We start from the raw sequence: 22,966 nt of genomic DNA, 5'->3' as shown, positions 1-22,966 counted from the left end.
CACGACTGTCGATGATTTATACAATAATATTAATGTATTTTACTTTTTGTTAACAACACCACAGCTGCTAAGCCAGCTCTGACTTGGGAGCTCACTATGTTAGTGACTTCGTACGATTGGTATACCGTCATCGTCTCCATTCTGGTGGCGATGCTGGCCTCCTTTACCGCGCTGGATATGGCGGGACGGGTGGCCACCTCCACTGGCAAGACGGCCCTGGTGTGGCTGCTTGGCGGCGGCTTTGCGATGGGCATTGGCATCTGGGCGATGCACTTCATCGGCATGCTGTCGATGAGTCTTGATATGGTGATGAGCTACAACCCTTTGCTGACGGCCATATCGATGGTGATTGCCGTACTGGCATCGATCTTTGCCCTGTGGCTGGTTTGCTCTGGCGATCTGCCCTGGCCGCGCCTGTGCGGCGGCGCGGTGGTGCTCGGCACGGGCGTGGTGGCGATGCATTACACCGGTATGGCCGCGTTGATGTTTGCACCTGGCATTGTCTGGAACTGGTACTGGGTCGCTGCGTCTGTGGTGATCGCGCTGGTCGCCTCCGGGGCAGCGCTGTGGCTGGCGTTCAACCTGCGTGAAGGAAATGGTCGCGTCACCCTGCTGCGCCTGGGGGCCTCGGTGGTGATGGGCTGCGCCATCGCCGGTATGCACTATACCGGCATGGCAGCGGCGGATTTTCCGATGCAAAGCCACGCGACACATATGGGTGTTAACAGTAACTGGCTGGCGATGCTGGTGACGGTGGTAACGCTATCGATTCTGGGCATTACCCTGCTGGTATCGATGCTGGATGCACGGATGCAGGCACGTACATCAATCCTCGCGCGTTCGCTGGCCGAGGCCAACCGTGAACTGGCGCAGCTGGCGTTGCATGACAACCTGACACGCCTGCCGAACCGTATTTTGCTGGAAGATCGTCTCGACCAGGCCATCAATAAAGCGGACCGCGAACACTCGCATTTTGCGCTGATGTTTATGGATCTTGATGGCTTCAAAGCGGTTAACGATGCCTTTGGCCACCATGTCGGTGACAATCTGCTGATCGCAGTCACCGAACGCATGACCGGGCAGATGAAAGGCCACTACACGCTGGCGCGCATGGGCGGCGATGAGTTCGTGTTGCTGATTGAAATCGACGATCCGAACGATGCCGCCGCCGCGGCAGATGCGCTGGTGAAGGCGATTGAAAAGCCGTTTAGCATCTCACGTTATGAGTTAATGGTGTCGCTGAGCATCGGCATCGCCGTGTATCCCGGCGATGGTGTCGATGAACGCGAACTGATGTTTAACGCCGACGCCGCGATGTATCACACCAAAAACAACGGGCGCAACGGCTACAACTTCTTCCAGCCTTCAATGAATACCCTGGCGCAGAGTCAGCTCCAGTTGAACAACGACCTGTGGCAGGCGATGGATAACAACGAGCTGCGGTTGTTCTATCAACCCAAATATTGCGCACCGAGCGGGCCAATTATTGGTTTTGAGGCGTTGTTGCGCTGGCAGCACCCGACGCGCGGCTTGCTGACACCGGACAAATTCCTGCCGATGGCGGAGAAGACCGGGATGATCATCAATATCGGTAACTGGGTGATCAATGAAGCCTGCCGTCAGCTGCACAGCTGGCATTTGCAGGGACATCCGCACTGGTCAGTGGCGGTCAACCTGTCGGCGTTGCAGTTTGAGCAGAGCAATCTGGTGGAAACCGTCACGCAGGCCTTGTCGCAGCATCAGATTCCGGCTGAGCTACTGACGCTGGAGGTCACCGAAACCACCGCGATGCGTGACCCGGAGGAGAGCGTCCGTATCCTGACCGAGCTGACCAATATGGGGGTGAAAGCCTCGATTGATGATTTCGGCACCGGCTATTCCAGCCTGTTATATCTCAAGCGGTTACCGGCCAGTGAGCTGAAAATCGACCGCGCCTTCGTTAATGAGCTACAGGCAAAATCAGAAGATGCTACCATCGTCTCGGCAATCGTGGCGCTGGCACAGTCGCTGGATTTGAAAGTGGTGGCCGAAGGGGTAGAAACCGAGGGGCAACAGGCGTTTCTGACCGGGCTGGGTTGTAATACGCTACAGGGATATCTGCTGGGCAAGCCGGTACCACCAGAACGCATTGGCGAACTACCGGAGTTTGTGACCCCGGCAGCGGAACTGGAAGTTACCGCGAAGTAAGCCTTTTATGAATAGGTAGCGACGGAGATTCAGGTGGCGAAATATCAGCAGCTGGTTGATCAACTGCGGGAACAAATTGAAGCCAACATCTGGCAGCCAGGGGAAAAACTGCCGTCGCTGCGTCAGCAGGCCGATCAATCCGGCCTCAGCCTGATGACGGTGATGCATGCTTACGAAGTGCTGGAGAGCCAGGGCTGGATTCTGTCGAAACCGCAGTCCGGCTACTATATCGCGCCCCGTGCGGCGGCTCCGCGCCCGCGCCTGCCAACGCAAACCGTGGCCCGCCCGGAACAGACCGACACCAACAGTTTCGTATTTGATGTGCTGCAAGCCACGCGCGATCCGGCCATTATGCCGTTTGGCTCCGCCTTTCCCGATCCCGAGCTGTTTCCGCAACGCCAGCTGATGCGTTCGCTGGTGAAAGTCTCACATAACCTGAAACCGACCGATGCGCTCAACAACCTGCCGCCGGGTAACGCTGATTTGCGCAAAATCCTTGCCCAGCGCTATGCGCAGCAGGGCATAACCATCTCGCCGGATGACATCGTGATCACTAACGGTGCGATGGAAGCGCTTAACCTGAGCTTACAGGCGGTGACCGAACCGGGCGACTGGGTGGTAATTGAGAATCCCTCTTTCTATGGCGCGTTGCAGGCGATTGAGCGCCTGAAACTGAATGCGATTGCCGTCGCCAGCGACGTGGAGCAGGGGATTGATTTTGGTGAACTGGAACAGGCGTTACAGCGCTGGCCGGTAAAAGCCTGCTGGCTGATGACCAACCGGCAAAACCCGCTCGGCTTCACCTTAAGCCATGCGCGCAAGGAGCAGCTGGTTGCGCTGCTGGCGCGCTACGGCGTGGCGCTGATTGAAGATGATGTGTACAGCGAACTGTGGATTGGTGACGAAAAGCCGCTCCCGGCGAAAGCCTTTGATCGTAACGGCGACGTGATGCATTGCGGCAGCTTCTCCAAAAATCTGGTGGCGGGGTTTCGTATTGGCTGGGTGGCAGCGGGTAGACATGCCCAGCGCGTCCAGCGTATCCAACTGATGAGTACGCTTTCCACCAGCGCACCGATGCAGCTGGCACTAGCGGATTTCCTCTCCACCCGCAGTTACGACAGCCATCTGAAGCGACTGCGTCAGACGCTGGCGAAACGCAAACAGCTGGCGCGCGCGGCGCTACAGCAGGTGCTGCCTGCCGAGACCAGCATCAGCGATACCCCTGGGGGTTACTTTTTATGGGTAGCCTTACCCGCCGGTATCAATACTACGCAGCTGTATCATCTGGCGTTAAAAGAAGGGATTAGCATCGCGCCGGGGCAGTTGTTTTCCAGCAGCGAAGATTTTCGCCACTGCTTCCGCTTCAATACCGCCTGGCCGTGGGATGCGCGCGCCGAAGCGGCGGTGGAGAAATTAGGGCAGTTAATCAAACAATTGCACCCGTAGCGGCGCGATTATCGCGCGTTTTTAAGGTCCAGGGCGCGCGATAAATCGCGCCGCTACGGGGGTGTTTTTTTACACCTGCGAGGCTTGCTGGTGGCCCCAGGTCAGGTAATACACGTCGTAAAAATCCACCTCACCTTTCTGCTGCATCAGGCGATGAATGCCGCTGCGCACCCGATCCGGCGTGCCGGGGTTATCCAGAATCTTCGAGATACCCTGCTGCGATACCGGCTGAATGTAATACCACTCGCCGTTGTAGCAAACGCGCAGATCCAGCGCATCAATATCCTCGAAACGATACTTTGGATTGATATCCAGCAGCATCAGAAAGCTCATCACCAGCACAAACGCGGTGGCGAACCAGAATGCGGGCCAGCCAAGCATCTCGGTGGAAAAAATCAGTGCGACGCACAGCGCGTAACACAGGTACATCACTCCCCACAGCCCCGGATGGGTTTTCAGAAACGAAAAGCTAAAACGCGGCCGATTATCGCGGCGTTCTTCACGGTTCAGGGTAGCGATTTCATCAATCAGGATTTGTTTAATGGCGTCCATTGTTCACCTCTCTTTCACTGCCTGCCAGTAAAGCATGTAACAGTGAAGAGTTGCAGACACAGATCAGTGCAGATTTTTTATAACAGTTGCGCGGTAAATCGCCCTGCGCCGGGTGTTGCGCTCGAAATGTTAAAGAGGTTAATCATTAATTTGGCTTTAGTTAGCAAAATCATGCTTTTATGTGAATTTTGCGGACCTGAGCACATTGTATTGTCATGCGATTTTGCCACACTATTAGCATGTGGCTAACCGGAGAAAGAGTATGACTGTCTACCCATCCAGCCTGCTGTTACTGATGTCTTTCGCCGCTGGCACCTTTTCCGCAGGGGCTTCCAGTAACCCGCAGCATCTTATGTTATCGATCCCGTCCGGCGGTGTGCCGAACAACCCGCTGCCGCTGATTATCTGGCCGGGCGTCGCACCTGATGACGACGACGATGAAAACCAGGATACCGCCGCCTGGTTTGAAAAAACCTTTACCGATAACGGCTGGCCCGCAGCCTGGCGTTATCCGATCTTCCCTTATACCCATTACCACCCGAACACCCATGAAGTGCTGGGTGTCGCGGCGGGTTGGGCGGAAGTGTTATTTGGCGGAGACAGTGGCCGTATGGTGACGCTGCGCGAAGGCGATGCGGTACTGGTTCCGGCAGGTGTCGGCCATAAACAGGTCCACGCCAGTGAGGATTTTATGGTGGTTGGCGCCTATCCTGAAGGTATGTCGCCGGAAACGCTGCGCGATGAACCCCGCTTTCTGAGAACCTCTCAGCAGCAGATTCAGCGCGTACCTATGCCGCAGCGCGATCCTTTCACCGGCGGGGAGGGGGCAATGACTGAAATCTGGCTACCAGTCACGCAGCAGCTTGTGCACCGCTAAGGTGCAATTTTGTAACAACCCGGCGTCGGCCCACTGGTGGGTAGCGTGTGCGTCACAGCGCACACGCGCCTGGCACAGTTTATGCAGCAGTGGAATCAGGTCCTCTGATAAGCGCCGGGTAAATCATGAAAGAAAGCTACCAGATAGCATCACACTTCTATGATGAGATGTTGCTGAGCGACGGCCAACACCGCGCTCACTATCAGCACTACTGGGAATGGTTGCAAGCGGCGGACAAAGAGGCAGTGGCGCGTAAACGCGAAGAAGCGGAACTTTTGTTTCATCGCGTTGGCATCACCTTCAACGTCTATGGCGAAGACGGCGGCGCAGAGCGCCTGATTCCGTTCGATAGCGTGCCGCGCATTATTCCTGCCAGCGAATGGGCGATGCTCGATCGCGGTATCCGACAACGGGTACAAGCCCTCAATGCCTTCCTGCATGATATCTACCACCAGCAGCACATCCTGAAAGCGGGCATCATTCCGGCCGAGCAGGTGCTGGTCAACGATCAATACCAACCCTGTATGCAGGGCGTTGATCTGCATCGCAATATCTATGCGCATATCGTTGGCGTGGATATGGTGCGTAACAATGATGGTGAGTATTACGTGCTGGAGGATAACCTGCGCACCCCGTCTGGCGTCTCCTATATGCTGGAGAACCGCAAGATGATGATGCGCCTCTACCCGGAGTTGTTTGCCGAGCAACATGTGGCCCCGGTGGAACGTTATCCGTCGCACCTGTTGCAGACGCTGCGTGAAAGCTCGCCGGTCAACGATCCGGTGGTGGTGGTACTGACGCCAGGCCGCTTCAACAGCGCCTATTTCGAACACAGTTTCCTCGCGCAGCAAATGGGTGTGGAGCTGGTGGAAAGCGCTGACCTGTTTGTTAAAGATGGCGCGGTGATGATGCGTACCACCGCCGGACCCTGCAAGGTGGATGTGATCTATCGTCGCGTCGATGATGCCTTCCTCGATCCGCTGGCGTTCCGTCCGGATTCGATGCTCGGCGTCCCGGGATTGCTGTCGGTGTATCGTGCCGGGAATGTGGTGCTGGCGAATGCGATCGGCACCGGGGTAGCCGATGACAAATCGATCTACCCGTATGTGCCGGATATGATCCGCTTTTACCTCGACGAAGATCCGATCCTCAACAACGTTCCTACCTGGCAGTGCCGCAACCCGAAAGATCTCACCTACGTGCTGGCGAACCTCGACAAGATGGTGGTGAAGGAAGTGCACGGTGCGGGGGGCTACGGCATGCTGATTGGCCCGGTGGCCAGCCAGCAGGAACTGAGCGATTTCCGCGCGCGCTTACAGGCGCGGCCCGATAACTACATCGCGCAAGACACCCTGTCGCTCTCCACCTGTCCGACGTTTATCGACAACGGTCTCGCGCCGCGTCATATCGACCTGCGTCCGTTTGCCCTGTGCGGAGCGGATATCCGTCTGGTGCCGGGCGGCCTGACCCGCGTAGCGTTGACAGAAGGCTCGCTGGTGGTGAACTCGTCGCAGGGCGGCGGTACTAAGGACACCTGGGTTCTGGAGGATGATGAATCATGCTAAGCCGCACGGCCAGTGGCCTCTATTGGATGGCGCGCTATCTGGAGCGCGCAGAACAACTTGCCCGGGTGCTGGATGTGACCAACCGGCTATCGCTGATGCCGGTACGCAACAGCCACGGTGATGAGCTGCTGTTGCCGCTCAACCTCACCGGCACGCGTCAATTGTTTGAAACCCTGAACGGGCGTTTCACCATGCCCCAGTTGTTCAACTTCTTTGCCCTCGATGATCGCAATCCCAGCAGCATTTTCAGCTGCTGGCAATCGGCGTGGAACAACGCTCACGCGGTACGCGGCAGCCTCTCTTCGGAAGTGTGGGAGAGCATCAACTCCACCTGGATCGAGATGCGCAAAATGCGCCGTCGCGGCATCACCAGCGCCAATGCCGACAGCTTTTTCGACTGGGTGAAGGAGCGTTGCCACCTGTTTCGCGGCGCGATGTTTGGCACCCTGCTGCGCGGCGATGCCATGAGTTTTATCCGCCTTGGCACCCTGATGGAACGCGCCGATGGCAGCGCCCGTTTGCTGAGCGTGAATCAGCAATTGCTGGAGCAGCACCCCGATTCGGTGCGCGAATATTACTGCCTCGACACCCTGCTGCGCGCGGTGTCCGCGCGCGAGGCCTACAACGCGATCTTCAAACAACAGCTGATGCCGGATCTGGTCAACGAGATGCTGATCCTGCGCAGCGAAAGTCCGCGATCGTTGCATTCCTGCATCGAAGAGATCGCCAACCAACTGGAGCAGATCGGCAGCAGCGGAGAAGATCGTCCGCGTTACCTCGCCACCGTGCTGCTGGCCGAGATGCGCTTCAGTACCTGGGAAAGCCTGACGCGTGCGGGACTCAACAACTGGCTGAATCACTTCCTGGAAGACATTAATCAATTGGCCGATAGCATTAATCACACCTATCTGGAGGCGAAATGAGACTGAACATCGAGCACAAAACCTGGTATGCCTGGGAGCATCAGGTCAAACTCAGCACCCAGTATCTGCGCCTGACGCCGCAAAATTCGGTGCATCAACAAATTCTGTCATGGGAGCTGGCGCTACCGTGCGAAGCTACGCGCACCGTTGATGCTTACGGCAACGTGATGCATGTCCTGACGCTGGATACGCCACATCAGATGCTGGAGATTACCGCCCGTGGCGTGGTGGATATTCTTGATGATGGTGAGATGGCCGCCGATCCCGATTCCACCCTGTCGCCGCTGATTTTCCTGCGCGGTACGCCGCTGACTCAGCCAGACAGCGCGATCCGCGATTTTGCCCTGCGTTACTGGCGACCGGAAGCACCACTTGCCAGCCTGGAAAAACTGATGGGCGAACTGCTGCTGAAAATGCCTTACCGCCCCGGCAGCACCCAGGTGACTGATACCGCCGCGAAAGTATTTGCCGCCGGCTCTGGCGTTTGCCAGGATCACAGCCACGTGTTTCTTGCCTGCTGTCGCAGTCTGGGGATTCCGGCGCGTTATGTCAGCGGTTATCTCTATACTGACAATGTCGAACACGTTGCCACCCATGCCTGGGTTGAGGCCTGGCTGGATGGCAGTTGGCACAGCTTTGATATCACCAACAATACCCGCAGTACGCGGCAGCATTTGCGGCTGGCGGTGGGCGTGGATTATCTCGATGCCTGTCCGGTACGCGGTATGCGGCTGGGTGGTGGGGGTGAAGATATGCTGGCGGTGGCCGCGGTGCAACAGGTGCACTCGCAGCAGTAATTTTCTTTGCAGGCGTGACTATGACTTATTGTGTGGCAATGCGTTTATCATCAGGGATGATTTTTGTTTCCGACTCTCGCACCAATGCGGGTGTTGACCATATTTCGTCGTTTCGTAAGTTACATGTGTTCCAGGTGGATGATGAACGCACGCTGGTGCTGCAAAGTGCTGGCAACCTCGCCACCACGCAAAGCGTGATGAGCCTGCTACGACGCGGTTGTGATGACCACGATCAGCCCAATTTGCTGAATGGGAAATCGCTGTATGACATTGCGCTGCTGGTGGGGGAAATGCTGCGCGAAGTGATCAAGCGCGATGGTGAAGAGTTTGGCGGCACGCTGCTGCTTGGTGGCCAGATCCGCGGTGAGGAGCCGCGGTTGTTCCAGATCTATCCGCAGGGCAATTTTATTGAGGCCAGCGTCGATACACCGTATTTCCAGATTGGCGAAAGCAAATATGGCAAACCGATTATCGACCGCGTGTTGCGCTACGAAACCCCGCTCAACCAGGCGATGCAATGTGCGCTGATCTCGATGGATTCTACGCTGGCGAGTAATATCTCAGTAGGACTGCCGCTGGATGTGATGATTTATCACAGCGACAGTTTTAGCGATAACGAGCAGTACCATATCACCGACCAGCATCCCTATTTCTCGCAGATCCGTCAGCTGTGGAGCAAAGGGTTGCTGAGTGTCTTCTCGCAATTACCCCCGTTGAAACTGTAACGGCGCAATTTATTGCGCCTATTATTAAAGCATGCCGCCACGGTCATAAATCTGAAAGCAAGCCGTTTTAACTTCTGAGCGATAATTGCTCGTTATAAGAAGGTGAACAATGTTTTCTGTTGATCAGGTTCTCAATACTTACTGGCCAGGACATCAACCGGCAGGCTGGCAAAAAAGCCTGCTGAAATGGGTACTGCGTGAAGGGGAGTTTCAGCAATTCGCAGCACGCTACCGCCACCTGCAAGGGGTGGATATGGTGGAGCAGGTGCTGGAGTATCTTGACGTTCGTTGTGAATTAAGTGAACGCGATCTGGAACAGATCCCGAGCACTGGGCCGGTGGTGATCATGGCCAACCATCCGCTCGGCGCGCTGGATGGTCTCGCCCTGCTGGCGGCGGTCTCACAGGTGCGGCGCGATGTGAAAATCGTTGCCAACCGTATGCTGATGATGCTGGAGCCGCTCAATAGCCTGATGTTGCCAGTGGATAATATGGGCAACCGAACCAACCGTGAACAGCTGACCCAGATGCAACGGCATCTCGATAATCAGGGCGCATTAATTATCTTTCCGGCGGGGGAAGTTTCCCGCCTCACCAGCCGTGGTGTGCGTGATCGTGTCTGGCATCACAGCTTCCTGCGTCTTGCTGCGCGTGCGCGTGCCCCTCTGGTGCCGGTGCATGTGGTGGGACGTAACAGCCTCACTTTCTATACCGCCTCTCATCTCTCCCCGGCTCTTGCGTTGCTGATGCTGGTGCGTGAAATGTTTCGCCAGCGTGGTTCGCGTATCAAACTGCATATTGGTGAGCAGATCCCCTTTGCCCACTGGCATGATGGCCACACACCCGGCAAAGAGCTGGCGAAACGGCTCTGTAAACATCTGTATCGTGTTGGTCAGGGGCGGCCTGGTCTGTTCCAGACCGAAGCGGCGATTGCGCGTCCGGAAGATCGTGCCGAACTGAAAAAAGCGCTGCTGGAGAGTGAACGGCTGGGCACCCTGCCGGATGGTAAGCAGATCTACCTGTGGCGACGTAACGGTGCCAGCTGGGTGCCGCTGCTGCGTGAGCTGGGGCGTCTGCGTGAGATTGCCTTCCGTGCCGTGGGCGAAGGCAGCGGCAGACGCCGCGATCTGGATAAGTACGATGATGATTATTATCACCTGATTCTGTGGGATGACGCGCAGCTGGAAATTGTGGGCGCGTACCGCTTTATTCCGGGTGCGGAACAGCTGGAACGACGCGGTCTGGAAGGGATCTACAGCGACAGCCTGTTCCATTATGACGAACGGATGCTGCCGATTATCCGCCAGGGGCTGGAGCTGGGACGCAGTTTTATTCAGCCAGCTTACTGGGGCAAACGCGGGTTGGATTATTTGTGGATGGGCATTGGCGCCTATATCGCCCGTTACCCGGAAACCCGTTATCTGTTTGGCCCGGTATCGATCTCCGGCGGTATGCCGCTGGCGGCACGTGATCTGCTGGTGGCGTTTTATCGTCTCTATTTCCCCACCGAGCTGCCGCTGGCAACCTCACGCCGTCCCTACCCGGCCTCGCTGCCAGAAGTGCTGGCGCAGTTCACTGGCGATAATTATCAGGAAGATTTACGCCGCCTGAAGCATCTGCTCGCCAACCTCGGTACGGCCATTCCGACGCTGTACAAACAATATTCCGAACTGTGCGAACCGGGCGGGGTGCAGTTTATTGATTTTGGTAGCGATCCCGATTTCAACAACTGTATTGATGGTCTGGTGCTGGTCGATCTGACCCGCGTCAAGGCCGCGCGCTATGAGCGCTATATCGCCATGCATCTGGCGGAGGCTGGCACAGAAACGTAAGGCGGGTGTGACGTCGTTATCAGGTTGATGCGATTGGGCTGGCGCTTGCCTTGTGGCAGCCCTAATATGCGTCTGAGCTGGTTGTTATTTGACCGGGAATGGATATTTCTATCACGGCACAATCCGTAGCGGCGCGATTTATCGCGCAATCCCGCATGCTTTGTCGAAGAAAACGCGCGATAAATCGCGCCGCTACAAATTAATGCAAGTACGCATAAATTAAGTCATTTCTTAGCTGCTAATTATAGAAACGGACGTGTTTTCTTTCGCCAGCAGGTTTATGTCAGGCGGTTTTGAGTGATGCAGCGAAGAGTGGAAATTCAGAGTTATGAAAAAAAAAGTGCAGTTCCTTTGCGGAAGCTTAGCTGTTTTGGCACTGGTCCTTGTTATCTGCTGGCCAACAATAAAGTTAGAGTTTGCTGGCAGCGCACAATATACCCAACAAGATGAGAGAGCTTATGAATTTTATACCCCCGATATACTGAAAAAAATGCCACGCATCACCAGCCGCTATGATTTTAATTTCGCGAATATTACTGGTCCGGCATCGCATGTGTACGCAGTGCATTTTTATGATATTCAGGATACAAGAAAAATTGATGCGTATTTGATAGCGAATCAATATCAGCGGCAAGATAGCTGTGATATCAACGCCGTTTGCTGGCGCGGGAAGAATCCAAATGAAGTTATTACGGTTGGGCTGCTCTCACATCCTGCAAGCGTAACCGTGCAGGTTGTTAAAACTTTCTAACGTTCATGTCCTGATGTCACGGGCCTGTCATCTGATTGTCGTAGGGTCTACGGCGTATTGTCAGAGAAAGGCCAGAATTGATGGCGGCTATAACCCTTCGCGGGCTGTGCAAATCCTTTGCGGCACAGCCTGTCCTGCAAGATATCTCCCTGCATATTGCGCAGGGAGAATTCATTGCCGTGCTTGGCCCCTCCGGCTGCGGCAAAACCACCTTATTACGTTTGCTGGCGGGCTTTGAAACTGCGGATGCGGGTGAGATTCATGTGGGCGATCGTTGCTTTGCGGCACCCGGTCTGCATCTGCCACCCGAGGAGCGTCAGCTGGGCGTGGTATTCCAGAGCTACGCGCTATGGCCGCATATGACGGTGGCGGAGAACGTGGCCTACAGCCTGAAAGTCAACGGTGTGGCGCGAACGGAACGCGAACAGCGTACCCGCCAGGCACTGGCGCTGGTTGGCTTGCAACCCTTTGCTGAACGCCGTCCTGCCGATCTCTCCGGTGGTCAGCGGCAGCGGGTGGCGCTGGCGCGCTGTTTGGTGGCGCAGCCCACCCTGGTGCTGCTGGATGAACCGCTCGCCAATCTCGATGTTCATCTGCGCGCCACCATGGAAGAGGAGTTTCGCCGCTTCCATCGTCACAGCCATGCCACCCTGCTTTACATCACCCACGATCAACATGAAGCGATGGCGCTGGCCGATCGCATCGTGGTGATGGATGGCGGTCGGGTGATGCAGTACGCCACCCCGCAAACCCTGTGGCGTGAGCCGGCCAATGAGATGGTCGCCACCTTTATTGACGATGGCAAAGTGCTGCCGGTAAGCGACATCGAGCCGCTTGGTGACGGGCGGGCGTTCGCCACGCTGTGCGGCCAGCGCGTGTCGCTGCGTTGCGCACCTCAGCAGCCACCGTGTCCACAGGGCAAAGCCAGTTTTCATGCTGCGGATTTTCGCCTTGCCCAGCCGGGCGAACCACAGTTTGCCGCACGCGTGCAGCGTGTGATTTATCGTGGCGGCCACCATCAGCTCAACCTGATGCCTCTGGCTATGCCCGAGAGCAGCCTGACGCTGATGCTGGCGGATGGCCCTGTACCCGTTGCTGATGCCACGATCGGCGTGGCATTGCGCGACGGCTGGATTCTTCCTTCATAACAACTCATGGAAAAGGCTATGCGCACTTCGTTGAATGTTTTGCTGTTATCCAGTGGATTACTGCTTTCCGCCGTCAGCCATGCCGATGCAACGCCGTCGGGCAAGCTGGTGGTGTATACCTCACAAGCGCCGGAAATCGCGCAACAAACTATCGATGCCTTCAAAGCGGCTTATCCCAACATTGAGGTGGAGTGGACACGTAACGGCACCACGCAACTGATGAATGTGCTGCGCACGGAAATGATGAGCGGCGAGGCGAAGCCGGATGTGCTGCTGATCGCCGATGCCATCAACCTCGGTGCGCTGAAAAAAGAGAACCAGCTTTACAGCTACCAGGATGCGCCGGTCAGCCATATCAATCCTTCGTTCTACGACAAAGACAAAACCTTCTTTGGCACCAAAATTATCTCCACGGTGATCGCCTATAACACCCAGCATGCCAAACCGATCGACAGCTGGAATGCGCTGGCGGTGGAAGCCAATAAAGGCCAGATTGCCATGCCCAGCCCGCTTTATTCCGGAGCGGCGCTGTATAAGCTGCATACCGACATCAACACGCCGGATATCGGCTGGAACTTCTACAAAAAACTGGCAGCGATGGGCGTTGCACCGCAGGGTGGCAATGGCCCGGCATTGAAAGCCGTCGCCAGCGGGCTGGATAAATATGGGGTGATCACCGATGCCGACGTGATCCTGGCGAAGAAAAAAGGATCGCCGGTTGATCTGGTCTATCCGAAAGAGGGCGTTTCTTACGTCACCGAACCGGTAGCGATCATGAAGACGGTGCACAACCTGCCCGCCGCCAAAGCGTTTGTGAACTTTATCCTGTCAGAGCAGGGGCAGAAGTTAGTGGTTGAGCAGGGGAACCGCCCGGTTGACGATCGTGTGTCGGCCCCGGCAGGCTTCACGCCGATCAGCCAGATCAAGCTGCTGACGCCAGACGTGGCGAAAGCCATTAACGAAGATGCTGCGGTGCGCGACCAGTTCACCCAGTTATTCGGCGGCTGATGATGAGCGTGCTGAGCAACGAATGGCACAGCCGTGTGCGCAGCGGCCAGCGCTGGCGGCTGCGTAGCGAAGGGGTGATTCTGGCACTGATGGTGCTGCTGATTGCATCATTGTCGGTGGCTCCGCTGCTGCGCCTGGTGTGGACCGCCATTGCGCCGCAGGGGGTGCCGGATATGGCGCGACTGTGGCGTTTGCTCGCCAGTGAACGCGTATTGATCGCCACGGGTAACACCCTGCTGATTGCCCTCAGCTCAACCGCCATTTCCCTGTTGCTCGGCACGCTTGCCGCCTGGCTGGTGGCACTCACCGATTTGCGGGCGAAAACCGCCTGGGTGTTTGCTTTTATCCTGCCACTGATGATCCCACCGCAGGTCACGGCGCTGGCGTGGTTGCAGGCGTTAGCGCCTTCCAGCCCGCTGGCGTTATTGTTTGCCGGGCTGGGGTTGCCGTGGTTTGCACCCGGCGAACAGCCGCTCTATTCCATGACGGGCATTGTGCTGCTGCTGGGTATGCACAATGCGCCGCTGGTGTTTCTTACCGTACGCGCCGGGTTGCGCCGTCTGCCTGCTGATTTGGTTGAAGCGGCACAGGTCAGCGGGGCATCGCGCTGGCGGGTGCTGTTCACCATTATTCTGCCGTTAGCGCGCCCGGCGATTTTTGCCGGAGCGGCGCTCACCTTTGTGGCGGCCGCAGGTAACTTCGGCATCCAGGCGATGCTGGGAATTCCGGCCCGTGTGCCCACCCTGATTACCCTGGTGTACCAGCAGCTGAACGGCATCGGTCCCACTGCGCTGCCCAATACCGCGGTGTATGCATTGCTGATCGCCGTGATCACCCTGGCGGGAATGGGGGCCAGCGCCTGGCTTGGTGGCCGTCATGATGTGCGGGTCAGCGGTGCACCGCGTCTGTGGCATCAATCCCTGGGCCGGGCGCGCGCGCTGGTGGCGGCGCTGGCCTGGCTGTGGATGGTACTGACGTTGCTGCTTCCGGTCAGTGCGTTGCTGATCACTGCGCTGACCCACGGCTACGGCCAGGCATTGACCTGGCAAACGCTGACGCTGGAAAACTTCCGCGCTGCCTTGTGGGGTTATCCGGCGGTGCGGGATGCGTTTGTGACCAGCCTCGGTCTGACTACGCTGGCCGCCGTTATCCTGACGCTGACTGCGCTGTTTCTGGCTTATTTCCTCAGCTGGCGGCGCACGCGTCTGGTGCGCGGCCTGTGGCTGGCGAGCGAACTCACCTATGCCTTGCCGGGCATTGTCACCGGCGTGGCGGCATTGTTGTTCTTCCTGCGTCCACTGCCGCTGGTCAATGTGTCGCTGTATGGCACGGTGTGGATCATCCTCGCCGCCTATCTGGCTAACTTCCTTGCTCTGGTGCTGCGTCCGACGCTGGCCGGTTTCGCTCAGCTGGAACCGGCGCTGGATGAAGCGGCACGGCTGTGCGGTGCCGGTTTTCTGCGCCGGATGCGCGACATTTTGTTGCCGCTGGCGGCCCCTTCGGCACTGGCGGGAACGGTGCTGGTGTTCCTCACCGCGCTGAATGAAATTCAGGTATCGGTACTGCTGGTCACGTCCCGGACGCAAACCATCGGCCCAACCATCGTCTTTCTTGACGAAGGAGGCTCTGCCTCGCTGGCGGCGGCGGTCGGCTGCCTGATGATTGTGGTGGTTTGCCTGCTGATGGCGCTGGCGACCCGGCTGACGCGGCGTCTGCCGCAGGGGGTATTACCGTGGCAAGCGTAACGGCGACAGATCTCACTGCCATCAAATACCGATACCTGGCGCTTTCCTGTTGAACATCGTCAACGCAGCATAATTAGTTAAGTATCCCACTGAACGTTTTCTCGCCACAGCCGATAACCAAACTACCAACTTGTGCCTGTTCGCTGATAGCGCTTGTCAACGCTGCGTATTTGCTATTAAGTCTGCAGAGCAATTGAGAATTTTCCTGGGATGCCAGGTGACACAAGGCCAGCAATAGGCAAATAACAATGGATAATAATTCTGACGGCATGTATCGGCTGCTAGTGCAGAGCGTGCTCGATTACGCAATTTTTATGCTCAAGCCGGACGGTACGGTGGCGAGCTGGAACGCGGGTGCGCAACGCGCCAAAAACTACACCGCTGAAGAAATCATTGGTAAGAATTTCGCGTTATTTTACAGCGAAGATGACCGCAAAAATGGCGCACCGCATCGCGCTTTATCCACCGCCACCACCACCGGACGTTTTGAAACTGAAGGCTGGCGCTACCGCAAAGACGGCAGCGCTTTCTGGGCGCATGTGATTATTGATGCCATCCGTGATGAATACGGTGAGCTGCTCGGTTTTGCCAAAATTACCCGGGATTGCACCCGGCAACAGACATTACAGCGCAAACAGCGTGAGCAGGAAGAACGCTTCCGCCTGCTGGTGGAGGGCGTCACCGATTACGCCATCTATATGCTGGATCTGGATGGTAACGTCGAAAACTGGAATGCCGGGGCGCAACGTGCCAAGGGCTATGTCGCTGAAGAGATCGTCGGCCAGAATTTTTCCCGTTTCTACAGCGCCCAGGATCGTCTCAATCATATCCCGGAAAAGAACCTTGGTATTGCCTTCAAAACCGGTCGTTTTGAGGACGAAGGCTGGCGTTATCGCAAAGACGGCAGCGCCTTTTGGGCGCACGTCATTATTGATGCGATACGTGATGACGCCGGGAAGCTGATTGGTTACGCCAAAATTACCCGCGACTGTACTGAACAGCAGGTGCTGCTGCGCGCCCAGCGCGAACAGGAAAAACCTTCCGTCTGCTGGTGGAAGGGGTGCGGGATTACGCCATTTATATGCTGGATGTGCATGGGATGGTGGTGAACTGGAATGCGGGTGCGCAACGGGCCAAAGGCTATCGCTCGGAAGAGATTGTCGGCCAGCATTTTTCGGTGTTCTACGGCGCTCAGGAGCGTCAGTCGAAAGCGCCTGATGCCAATCTGGGCATCGCGCTGAAAACCGGTCGCTTTGAAGACGAAGGCTGGCGTTACCGTAAAGACGGCTCGGCATTCTGGGCGCATGTGATCATTGATGCCATCCACAATGAAGAAGGACGGCTGATTGGCTTCGCTAAAATTACCCGTGATATTACCGAGCGACGTGAACACGAGCAGCAACTGCTGCGCGCGCGGGATCTGGCAGAAGCGCAAAGCACTAAAGCCTCTGAGATATCAAAATTCCTCGATAACATCATTAGCAATATTCCGTCCTGCGTGATTGTCGAAGATGCCATCAGTCGCGAGATCCTGATGGTGAATGATAAAGCCGAGCAGCTGTTTGGCATCAATAAGATGCTGATCATGCATAAGCGACCGCATGAATGTATGTCGGCGGAGCTGAGTGATTACTTCAACAGCCTGGCGGATATTGCGTTACGCAGCGAAGGCATGCATACCCGTGAACAGCTGCTGCTGACAGCGAGCGGGGAGCGTATTCTGCATACCCGCGCCGCCACCATTGCTGGCAAAGATTTACGTCAGAATTTTGTCATGCTGATTGTGGAGGACGTGACCGATCAGCGTGAAGCCGATGCCCGCATCCACCATATGGCGCATCACGATAACCTGACCAGCCTACCTAACCGTATTCTGTTCCGGCAGAAGCTCAGCGAGGCATTGCGCGCCGATCACCAAAGTGGCAATGCCATCGCCACCCTGTGTCTCGATCTGGATAACTTCAAAAACGTTAATGATGCGCTGGGACACCAGATTGGTGACGATCTGCTGCGAACGGTGGCGAAACGTCTGCGTAATGTGCTGCGTGACCAGGACACACTGGCGCGTATCGGTGGTGATGAATTTGCCATCGTGCTGCCCAGCGTGCGTAACGCTGATGAAGCGGCGGTGGTGGCGCAGCGATTGATTGAAGCCATCCGTCCCCCGGTGAATCTGGAAGGACATAACCTGTCGGTGGGCCTGAGCGTGGGTATCGCGCTGAGTTCACCGGCCATCAACACGCCGGAACAGTTGCTGCGTTGTGCCGATATGGCGCTGTACGAAGCCAAGCGCAATGGCCGCAACCGCTGTGAACACTTTACGCTGGAGATGGACGATCTGGCGCGCAGCCGTCGGGTGATCGAGAACGATCTGCGTGAAGCGATCAGTGGCCGTCAGATGAGGCTGTACTATCAACCGATCACCGATGGTGATGAGAAAGGGATCATTGGCTATGAAGCGCTGATGCGCTGGCATCACCCGATCAAAGGATTGATCATGCCGAATGATTTTATTCCGATCGCCGAAGAGACCGGGTTGATCCATTTGCTGGGAGCCTATGCGTTATATGAAGCCTGTCGCGAAGCGGCGAGCTGGGAAGGTGAGCAGTCGGTGTCGGTTAATCTGTCGCCGTTGCAGTTTAAGAACAGCTCGCTGGTGTCGGTGGTAGAGGGGGCGTTACGTGAGTCAGGACTGGCACCGCATCGTCTTGAAGTCGAGATTACCGAATCGGTATTGCTGGATGACACGCTCGGCAATATCCGTACCCTGCAAAACCTGAAAGCACTGGGTGTGCAGATTGCGCTGGATGACTTCGGCACCGGCTATTCGTCGCTCAGCTATCTGCGATCCTTCCCGTTCGATAAGATCAAAATCGACAAGTCGTTTATCAACGATATGGGAGACAGCCGGGAAGCGCTGGCGATTATCCGCGCCATCACCGGGATGAGCCGGAGTCTGGATATTCAGATCACCGCCGAAGGGGTGGAGAGCAGCGAGCAGTTCGCCAAATTGCGCGAAGAAGGTTGTACTTTGTTCCAGGGGTATTTTTTCGGCCGCCCGCAACCTTCGGAGCTACGTCTGAAGACGCTGGATTAAAGGTTAAAAAATGCGCTTGAATGCATTTGCATTGCACAATGCATTTGCATTAAAATCGTCTAAGGCTTGTAGGCAGACTCCTGGCGGATTGATAACCCGCGACCCGCTAGTGGGGAGGAGTCGAGGAGAAAGAAATGATTAATTTAAACCTTGCGGACGTGTCCCTGCGTGCTGAGTCCCGACTTACCGAGCGCAGTCAGACCACGATTCCCGCAGCGATTCGCGATGCGTTGCACCTGAAACCAGGAGAATTCATTGAATATTCTCTGTTGCCAGGCGGCAAAGTCATTATGTCCCGACAGGAAGAAGAACAAGAAGACCCCGTGGTATCTCAGTTTCTGGCTTTTCTCGAAAATGACATGAAGAAAAATCCGCATCATATCCATCCGGTGCCAGTGGCATTTTGGGCGGGGATACAAGAACTCACTGCTGGAGTAGAGGTCGATTTAGACGCGCCGCTGACTGATGATTAGTAGGGAGTTGCATGGAATATCTGGAGATTAATGGCTGGAAAATCTATTTTCACTCTTGTTTTCTGTCACAGTTGACAGATCTTGCAAAAGCAGTCAGCGCGCTGAAACAAAAGAAGCCAGATGAGTATAAGGGAAAGAAAGAGACTAAGTTGCTTGCGGCAATTGAGCACATCATCACACAAGTGATACCGGCCAATCCGCTTGACGCGCAATTCCGCCAGGGCGATACATTAGGTCCGGATTACAGGCACTGGTATCGCGTTAAATTTAAGCAGCAATTCCGCTTATTCTTCCGCTTTAGTGAGAAACATAAAACAATCATTGTTGGCTGGGTAAATGATTTTGATACCCTTCGCGCTTATGGCTCAAAAACAGATGCTTATATGGTATTTGAGCGCATGTTGAAATCTGGTGAGCCGCCTGATGACTGGGATGTGTTGTTTAAACAGTCCCAGACAGCCACTCAGACAATGGCCAGCGATACGTTTCCGAAATAGTCCATTGCAACAAAACCCCCGCAAATGCGGGGGGTTTTGTTTGTTGAGCATCAATATAGCTTAATAAAAAGATGCACAACCCAATCTCTCTGCCAGGTTTAAGTCAAACACCCGCTGCAAACTTATGCACCGTGGCTTTCGGTGTTCATTCGTCCCAGATCTTTGTCGATCAGGAACAGGCCTTCGCCTTTGTTGCCTACCAGCGCCAGTTTATCCAGCACGGTTTTGAACAGTTTCTCTTCTTCATGCTGCTCGGCCACGTACCACTGCAGGAAGTTGAAAGTGGAGTAATCCTGGGTGGTCATTGCGGCATGCGCCAGCTCATTAATTTTGCTGGTGATCAGTTTTTCATGATTCAGGGTTTCTTCGAACATTTCAGCCAGTGAGTTCCAGCTGATCGGCGGTGCCGCGATGCTGCCCAGCACCGGCAGTGCACCGGTATCGCTCAGGTAATCGAACAGGCGCTGCATATGTTCCATCTCTTCGCGTGAATGCATTTTCAGGAAGGACGCTGCACCTTCGTAACCTTTGTCGCTGCACCAGGCGCTCATTTGCAGATACAGGTTGGCAGAGAAGAATTCCAGATTCAGTTGGTCGTTCAGACGTGCGGTCATTTCAGCGGTTAACATGGCTGATTCCTTTTTAAATTTTTAGGTGAGTGCGGTGAATTATGCATCAATGTTCACTTTTTTGTGAAGTGATTTTGACAAAAAAATTGAATTTATCTTATTGATTATAAATGGAATTATTCAGGTTTTTGAATGCGACCGATTATCATTTTTGTCTTCCTTCCAGCAGGATGTTTTGCACTGCATTGGTGCAATAACCTTGCCTTATGGTTGTGCAGTCGCGTTGTGATTGATTTTATTTTCAGCAATCTGCTTTCCAGCAGAAAATATTAATCGGCGTAAATACATAACATGGCGATTATTTTATAACTGCGGAAGGATTGATATTCCGCCAGTTTCATTGTTACTGAACATAATTGATGCTTTCGCAATTAAAGAAAATGCCAGCTGGCATAAATCCTGCTTAGAACTCAGTTCCATATATTGCAACTTGCCTGGTCGAAAATAATGCCAGCAGGAGGGTTTTATGTCAGAAGAAAAAATCATCGCCGCACCTGACCGCGTGACGGCAGGTATCGGCAGTTATATTGCGCTGGTGCTGGCCATTCTGTTTTTCTCCGGTCTGTTTTATAAGGTGGACGGTTTTAGCTGGCTGGGTGCATTTGATTTCACCACACTGGGCGGCAGTTTTGGCACTATGAAGGAGTCCAGCAATACCTTCCTCGGCTCGGGTGGCCTGAGCGCCAAAGCAGGCTTCCTGTTCGCGCTGTCGCTGGCTCCGACGGTGATGCTGGCGTTAGGAGTACTGGAAATCTTCACTCATTACGGCGCGATTCGCGCGGCACACAAGCTGCTGACGCCGCTGCTTAAGCCGCTGATGGGGCTGCCGGGGCGTTGTGGTCTGGCGTTAATTACCGATCTGCAAAGCACCGATGCCGGCGCGGCGTTAACCAAAGAAATGTATGACCAGCAACAGGTCAGCAAAAAAGATGTGGTGGTGATGAGCGCCTGGCAATATTCCGGTGCGGGTTTGATCAATAACTATTTTGCCATCGGCTCTGCCTTGTTTGCTTCCATGACGGTGCCGATCATTATTCCGCTGGTATTAATGTTTGTTCTCAAATTCGTCGGTGCGGCCTTTGTCCGTTTCATGTTAAATAGTATTTACAAAAAGGATTTTGCTGATGTCAAATAACGTGCAGGCGAAGGTCAATAATAATCCGTTCGATGTTTTTATTGTTGGCGCACGCAAAGGTTTTCATATTGCCATTCACAACCTGATGCCCAATGTGGTGATGGCTTATGTGCTGGCGGAAGTGCTGAATCTGCTCGGCATCATGCAATTTCTCGGACATGTTTTCGCGCCGGTGATGGGGCTGTTCGGCCTGCCAGGCGAAGCGATTACCGTGTTGCTGACCGCCTGGTTGTCCTCTTCGGCGGGCGTCGGGGTGGCGGTCAGCCTGCTGACCAAAGGCCTGTTAAGCGGTACCGATATTTCTATCCTCGCCCCGGCCATCTTCCTGATGGGGGCGCAGTTGCAGTACATGGGGCGTTTGCTGGGGGTGGCCGACGTACCGAAAAAATACTGGCCGCTGCTGATGCTGACCAGCATTATCAATGCAGTGATCGCTATGATTGTGATGCGTTTTTTTGTTTAGGAGCTAACAAGTGTCCAGGGTCTTAGAGCATTACCATTTTCTGCATGAAATCCCGGAACTGGGTTTTCAGGAATTCAAAACCTCGGCCTACATTGCTGAACAGCTGGAACAGGCCGGTATCAAGGTCACGCGGGGCATCAACAATACCACCGGTATCGTGGCGGAAATCGATAGCGGTGTACCGGGGCCGGTGCTGGCATTGCGTGCCGATATGGATGCGCTCGGACATGTGATCGATGGCGTGGCTTGTGCACGTCATACCTGCGGCCACGACGGCCACTCCTCAGTGGTGCTGACGGCGGTGCAGGAACTGTTGCAGGAAGGGGCGATTAAAAAAGGGCGTCTGAAGATCCTGTTCCAGCCTGCCGAAGAACTGGGGGCGGGCGCGCTGTCGATGATTGAAGGCGGAGCGATGGATGATGTGGAGATGATCCTCGGCTTCCACGTCCGTCCGCTGGAGGAGTGCCAGGTCGGCCAGGCGACGCCTGCGGTGATCTATTCCGCCTGTAGCACGCTGGAAGCAACCATCAAAGGTGTGCCCGCTCACGCGGCGCGTCCGCATCTCGGTGTGAACGCACTGGATGCCGCAGTACAGGCGGTGCAGGCGGTGAACAGCATCCACCTGTCACCGGGATTGAACTGGAGCGTGAAAGCGACGCGTTTCCTGTGTGATGCCGGTGTCACCAACTCGGTGCCGGATGAAGCGCGCGTCGTCTGGGATCTGCGTTCGCAGGAGAACGCACCGATGGATATTCTGAAAGAGAAAGTCACGCGGGCAGTCATCAACAGCGTGGCGGCTCTGGGCGCGACGGCAAGCGTTGTGGTGTTGAAAGAGATGCCCGCGGCGGAGATTCACGAGGAAGCGACTGACATCATCCGCGCGGCGATTGTCGATGTGCTGGGCGAAGAGGGCTTGCTGGACGCGAAAACCACGCCGGGGAGTGAAGATTTCTTCTATTACCCGGTGAAATGCCCGACGGTGAAAGCTGGTTTTTGGGGACTGGGCACCAACCTGGTTCCGGGACTGCATCACCCGGAGATGCGGTTTGAACTGAGCTCGCTGGAAATCGGCGTGAAGATTTTCAAAGCAGCAGTCACCCGCGTACTGGGCTAACCA

General features: G+C 55.5%; 19 protein-coding genes and 1 pseudogene. 18 read left to right on the top strand and 2 right to left on the bottom strand.

All coding sequences use genetic code 11. The features are described 5' to 3' along the window. The first annotated feature begins 96 nt into the window (after positions 1 to 96). Both HA50_RS17465 and HA50_RS17460 read left to right on the top strand, forming a co-directional pair. Positions 97 to 2,187, top strand: a complete 2,091-nt coding sequence (locus tag HA50_RS17465) for a putative bifunctional diguanylate cyclase/phosphodiesterase (RefSeq protein WP_084876823.1) — start codon at positions 97 to 99, stop codon at positions 2,185 to 2,187. A gap of 33 nt (positions 2,188 to 2,220) precedes the next feature. Beyond that, complete coding sequence (locus HA50_RS17460) at positions 2,221 to 3,633, top strand: aminotransferase-like domain-containing protein (protein ID WP_084876822.1); 1,413 nt, start codon at positions 2,221 to 2,223, stop codon at positions 3,631 to 3,633. A gap of 69 nt (positions 3,634 to 3,702) precedes the next feature. Here the strand turns inward: HA50_RS17460 and HA50_RS17455 are convergent, their stop codons facing one another. Continuing rightward, positions 3,703 to 4,185, bottom strand: a complete 483-nt coding sequence (locus HA50_RS17455; RefSeq protein ID WP_084876821.1) for a YlaC family protein — start codon at positions 4,183 to 4,185, stop codon at positions 3,703 to 3,705. 262 nt (positions 4,186 to 4,447) lie between these two features. Between HA50_RS17455 and HA50_RS17450 the strand changes: the two genes are divergently transcribed. The 13 genes and pseudogenes from HA50_RS17450 to HA50_RS17390 all read left to right on the top strand — a co-directional run bounded on the left by HA50_RS17450 (position 4,448) and on the right by HA50_RS17390 (position 19,622). Continuing rightward, on the top strand, positions 4,448 to 5,062 hold the full coding sequence (locus HA50_RS17450) for a cupin domain-containing protein (RefSeq protein WP_084876820.1): 615 nt from the start codon (positions 4,448 to 4,450) through the stop codon (positions 5,060 to 5,062). A 125-nt stretch (positions 5,063 to 5,187) separates the two neighbouring features. Further along, on the top strand, positions 5,188 to 6,627 hold the full coding sequence (locus tag HA50_RS17445) for a circularly permuted type 2 ATP-grasp protein (RefSeq protein ID WP_084876819.1): 1,440 nt from the start codon (positions 5,188 to 5,190) through the stop codon (positions 6,625 to 6,627). Next, positions 6,621 to 7,550, top strand: a complete 930-nt coding sequence (locus HA50_RS17440) for an alpha-E domain-containing protein (protein WP_084876818.1) — start codon at positions 6,621 to 6,623, stop codon at positions 7,548 to 7,550. Before HA50_RS17445 ends, HA50_RS17440 begins: the two co-directional genes overlap by 7 nt. After that, entirely contained in the window at positions 7,547 to 8,347 is an 801-nt protein-coding gene (locus HA50_RS17435; RefSeq protein WP_084876817.1) for a transglutaminase family protein, read from the top strand. Before HA50_RS17440 ends, HA50_RS17435 begins: the two co-directional genes overlap by 4 nt. Positions 8,348 to 8,367: 20 nt before the next feature. Then, the gene (locus HA50_RS17430; protein WP_084876816.1) at positions 8,368 to 9,072 is read left to right on the top strand and encodes a proteasome-type protease; all 705 of its coding nucleotides are present in this window, start codon (positions 8,368 to 8,370) and stop codon (positions 9,070 to 9,072) included. A gap of 109 nt (positions 9,073 to 9,181) precedes the next feature. Then, entirely contained in the window at positions 9,182 to 10,903 is a 1,722-nt protein-coding gene (olsF, locus tag HA50_RS17425; protein WP_084876815.1) for a bifunctional ornithine lipid synthase OlsF, read from the top strand. 328 nt (positions 10,904 to 11,231) lie between these two features. Then, positions 11,232 to 11,654, top strand: coding sequence for a hypothetical protein (locus HA50_RS17420; protein ID WP_084876814.1), 423 nt, complete (start codon positions 11,232 to 11,234; stop codon positions 11,652 to 11,654). Positions 11,655 to 11,734: 80 nt separating this feature from the next. After that, complete coding sequence (locus HA50_RS17415) at positions 11,735 to 12,802, top strand: ABC transporter ATP-binding protein (RefSeq protein WP_084876813.1); 1,068 nt, start codon at positions 11,735 to 11,737, stop codon at positions 12,800 to 12,802. Between the two features lie 6 nt (positions 12,803 to 12,808). Further along, complete coding sequence (locus HA50_RS17410; RefSeq protein ID WP_208617296.1) at positions 12,809 to 13,810, top strand: ABC transporter substrate-binding protein; 1,002 nt, start codon at positions 12,809 to 12,811, stop codon at positions 13,808 to 13,810. 2 nt (positions 13,811 to 13,812) lie between these two features. Then, a complete protein-coding gene (locus HA50_RS17405) occupies positions 13,813 to 15,555 on the top strand; it encodes an ABC transporter permease (RefSeq protein ID WP_084876811.1) in 1,743 nt (580 codons plus the stop codon). Between the two features lie 248 nt (positions 15,556 to 15,803). After that, positions 15,804 to 18,652, top strand: a pseudogene (locus HA50_RS17400) (EAL domain-containing protein). Positions 18,653 to 18,786: 134 nt separating this feature from the next. Further along, the gene (locus tag HA50_RS17395; RefSeq protein ID WP_084876810.1) at positions 18,787 to 19,125 is read left to right on the top strand and encodes a type II toxin-antitoxin system PrlF family antitoxin; all 339 of its coding nucleotides are present in this window, start codon (positions 18,787 to 18,789) and stop codon (positions 19,123 to 19,125) included. Between the two features lie 11 nt (positions 19,126 to 19,136). After that, the gene (locus HA50_RS17390; RefSeq protein WP_084876809.1) at positions 19,137 to 19,622 is read left to right on the top strand and encodes a type II toxin-antitoxin system YhaV family toxin; all 486 of its coding nucleotides are present in this window, start codon (positions 19,137 to 19,139) and stop codon (positions 19,620 to 19,622) included. 122 nt (positions 19,623 to 19,744) lie between these two features. Here HA50_RS17390 and ftnA read toward each other — a convergent pair whose 3' ends face one another. Next, positions 19,745 to 20,251, bottom strand: coding sequence for a non-heme ferritin (gene ftnA, locus HA50_RS17385; protein ID WP_084876808.1), 507 nt, complete (start codon positions 20,249 to 20,251; stop codon positions 19,745 to 19,747). 466 nt (positions 20,252 to 20,717) lie between these two features. Here ftnA and HA50_RS17380 point away from each other — a divergent pair, with 466 nt between their 5' ends. Genes HA50_RS17380 through HA50_RS17370 form a run of 3 tightly spaced genes read left to right on the top strand, consistent with a single transcriptional unit; the run spans position 20,718 to position 22,963 of the window. After that, a complete protein-coding gene (locus tag HA50_RS17380) occupies positions 20,718 to 21,386 on the top strand; it encodes a nucleoside recognition domain-containing protein (RefSeq protein ID WP_084876807.1) in 669 nt (222 codons plus the stop codon). Beyond that, positions 21,376 to 21,849, top strand: coding sequence for a YjiG family protein (locus tag HA50_RS17375; RefSeq protein WP_084876806.1), 474 nt, complete (start codon positions 21,376 to 21,378; stop codon positions 21,847 to 21,849). The genes HA50_RS17380 and HA50_RS17375 overlap by 11 nt, the downstream gene beginning before the upstream one ends. Positions 21,850 to 21,859: 10 nt before the next feature. Next, entirely contained in the window at positions 21,860 to 22,963 is a 1,104-nt protein-coding gene (locus HA50_RS17370; protein ID WP_084876805.1) for a M20 peptidase aminoacylase family protein, read from the top strand. Positions 22,964 to 22,966 lie beyond the last annotated feature (3 nt).

Origin of the sequence: Pantoea cypripedii (assembly GCF_002095535.1) — a bacterium.
In the GTDB taxonomy this organism is placed as follows: domain Bacteria; phylum Pseudomonadota; class Gammaproteobacteria; order Enterobacterales; family Enterobacteriaceae; genus Pantoea; species Pantoea cypripedii.
Note: the sequence above shows the minus strand (reverse complement) of the source record. Positions and strands in the feature narration are given on the sequence as shown.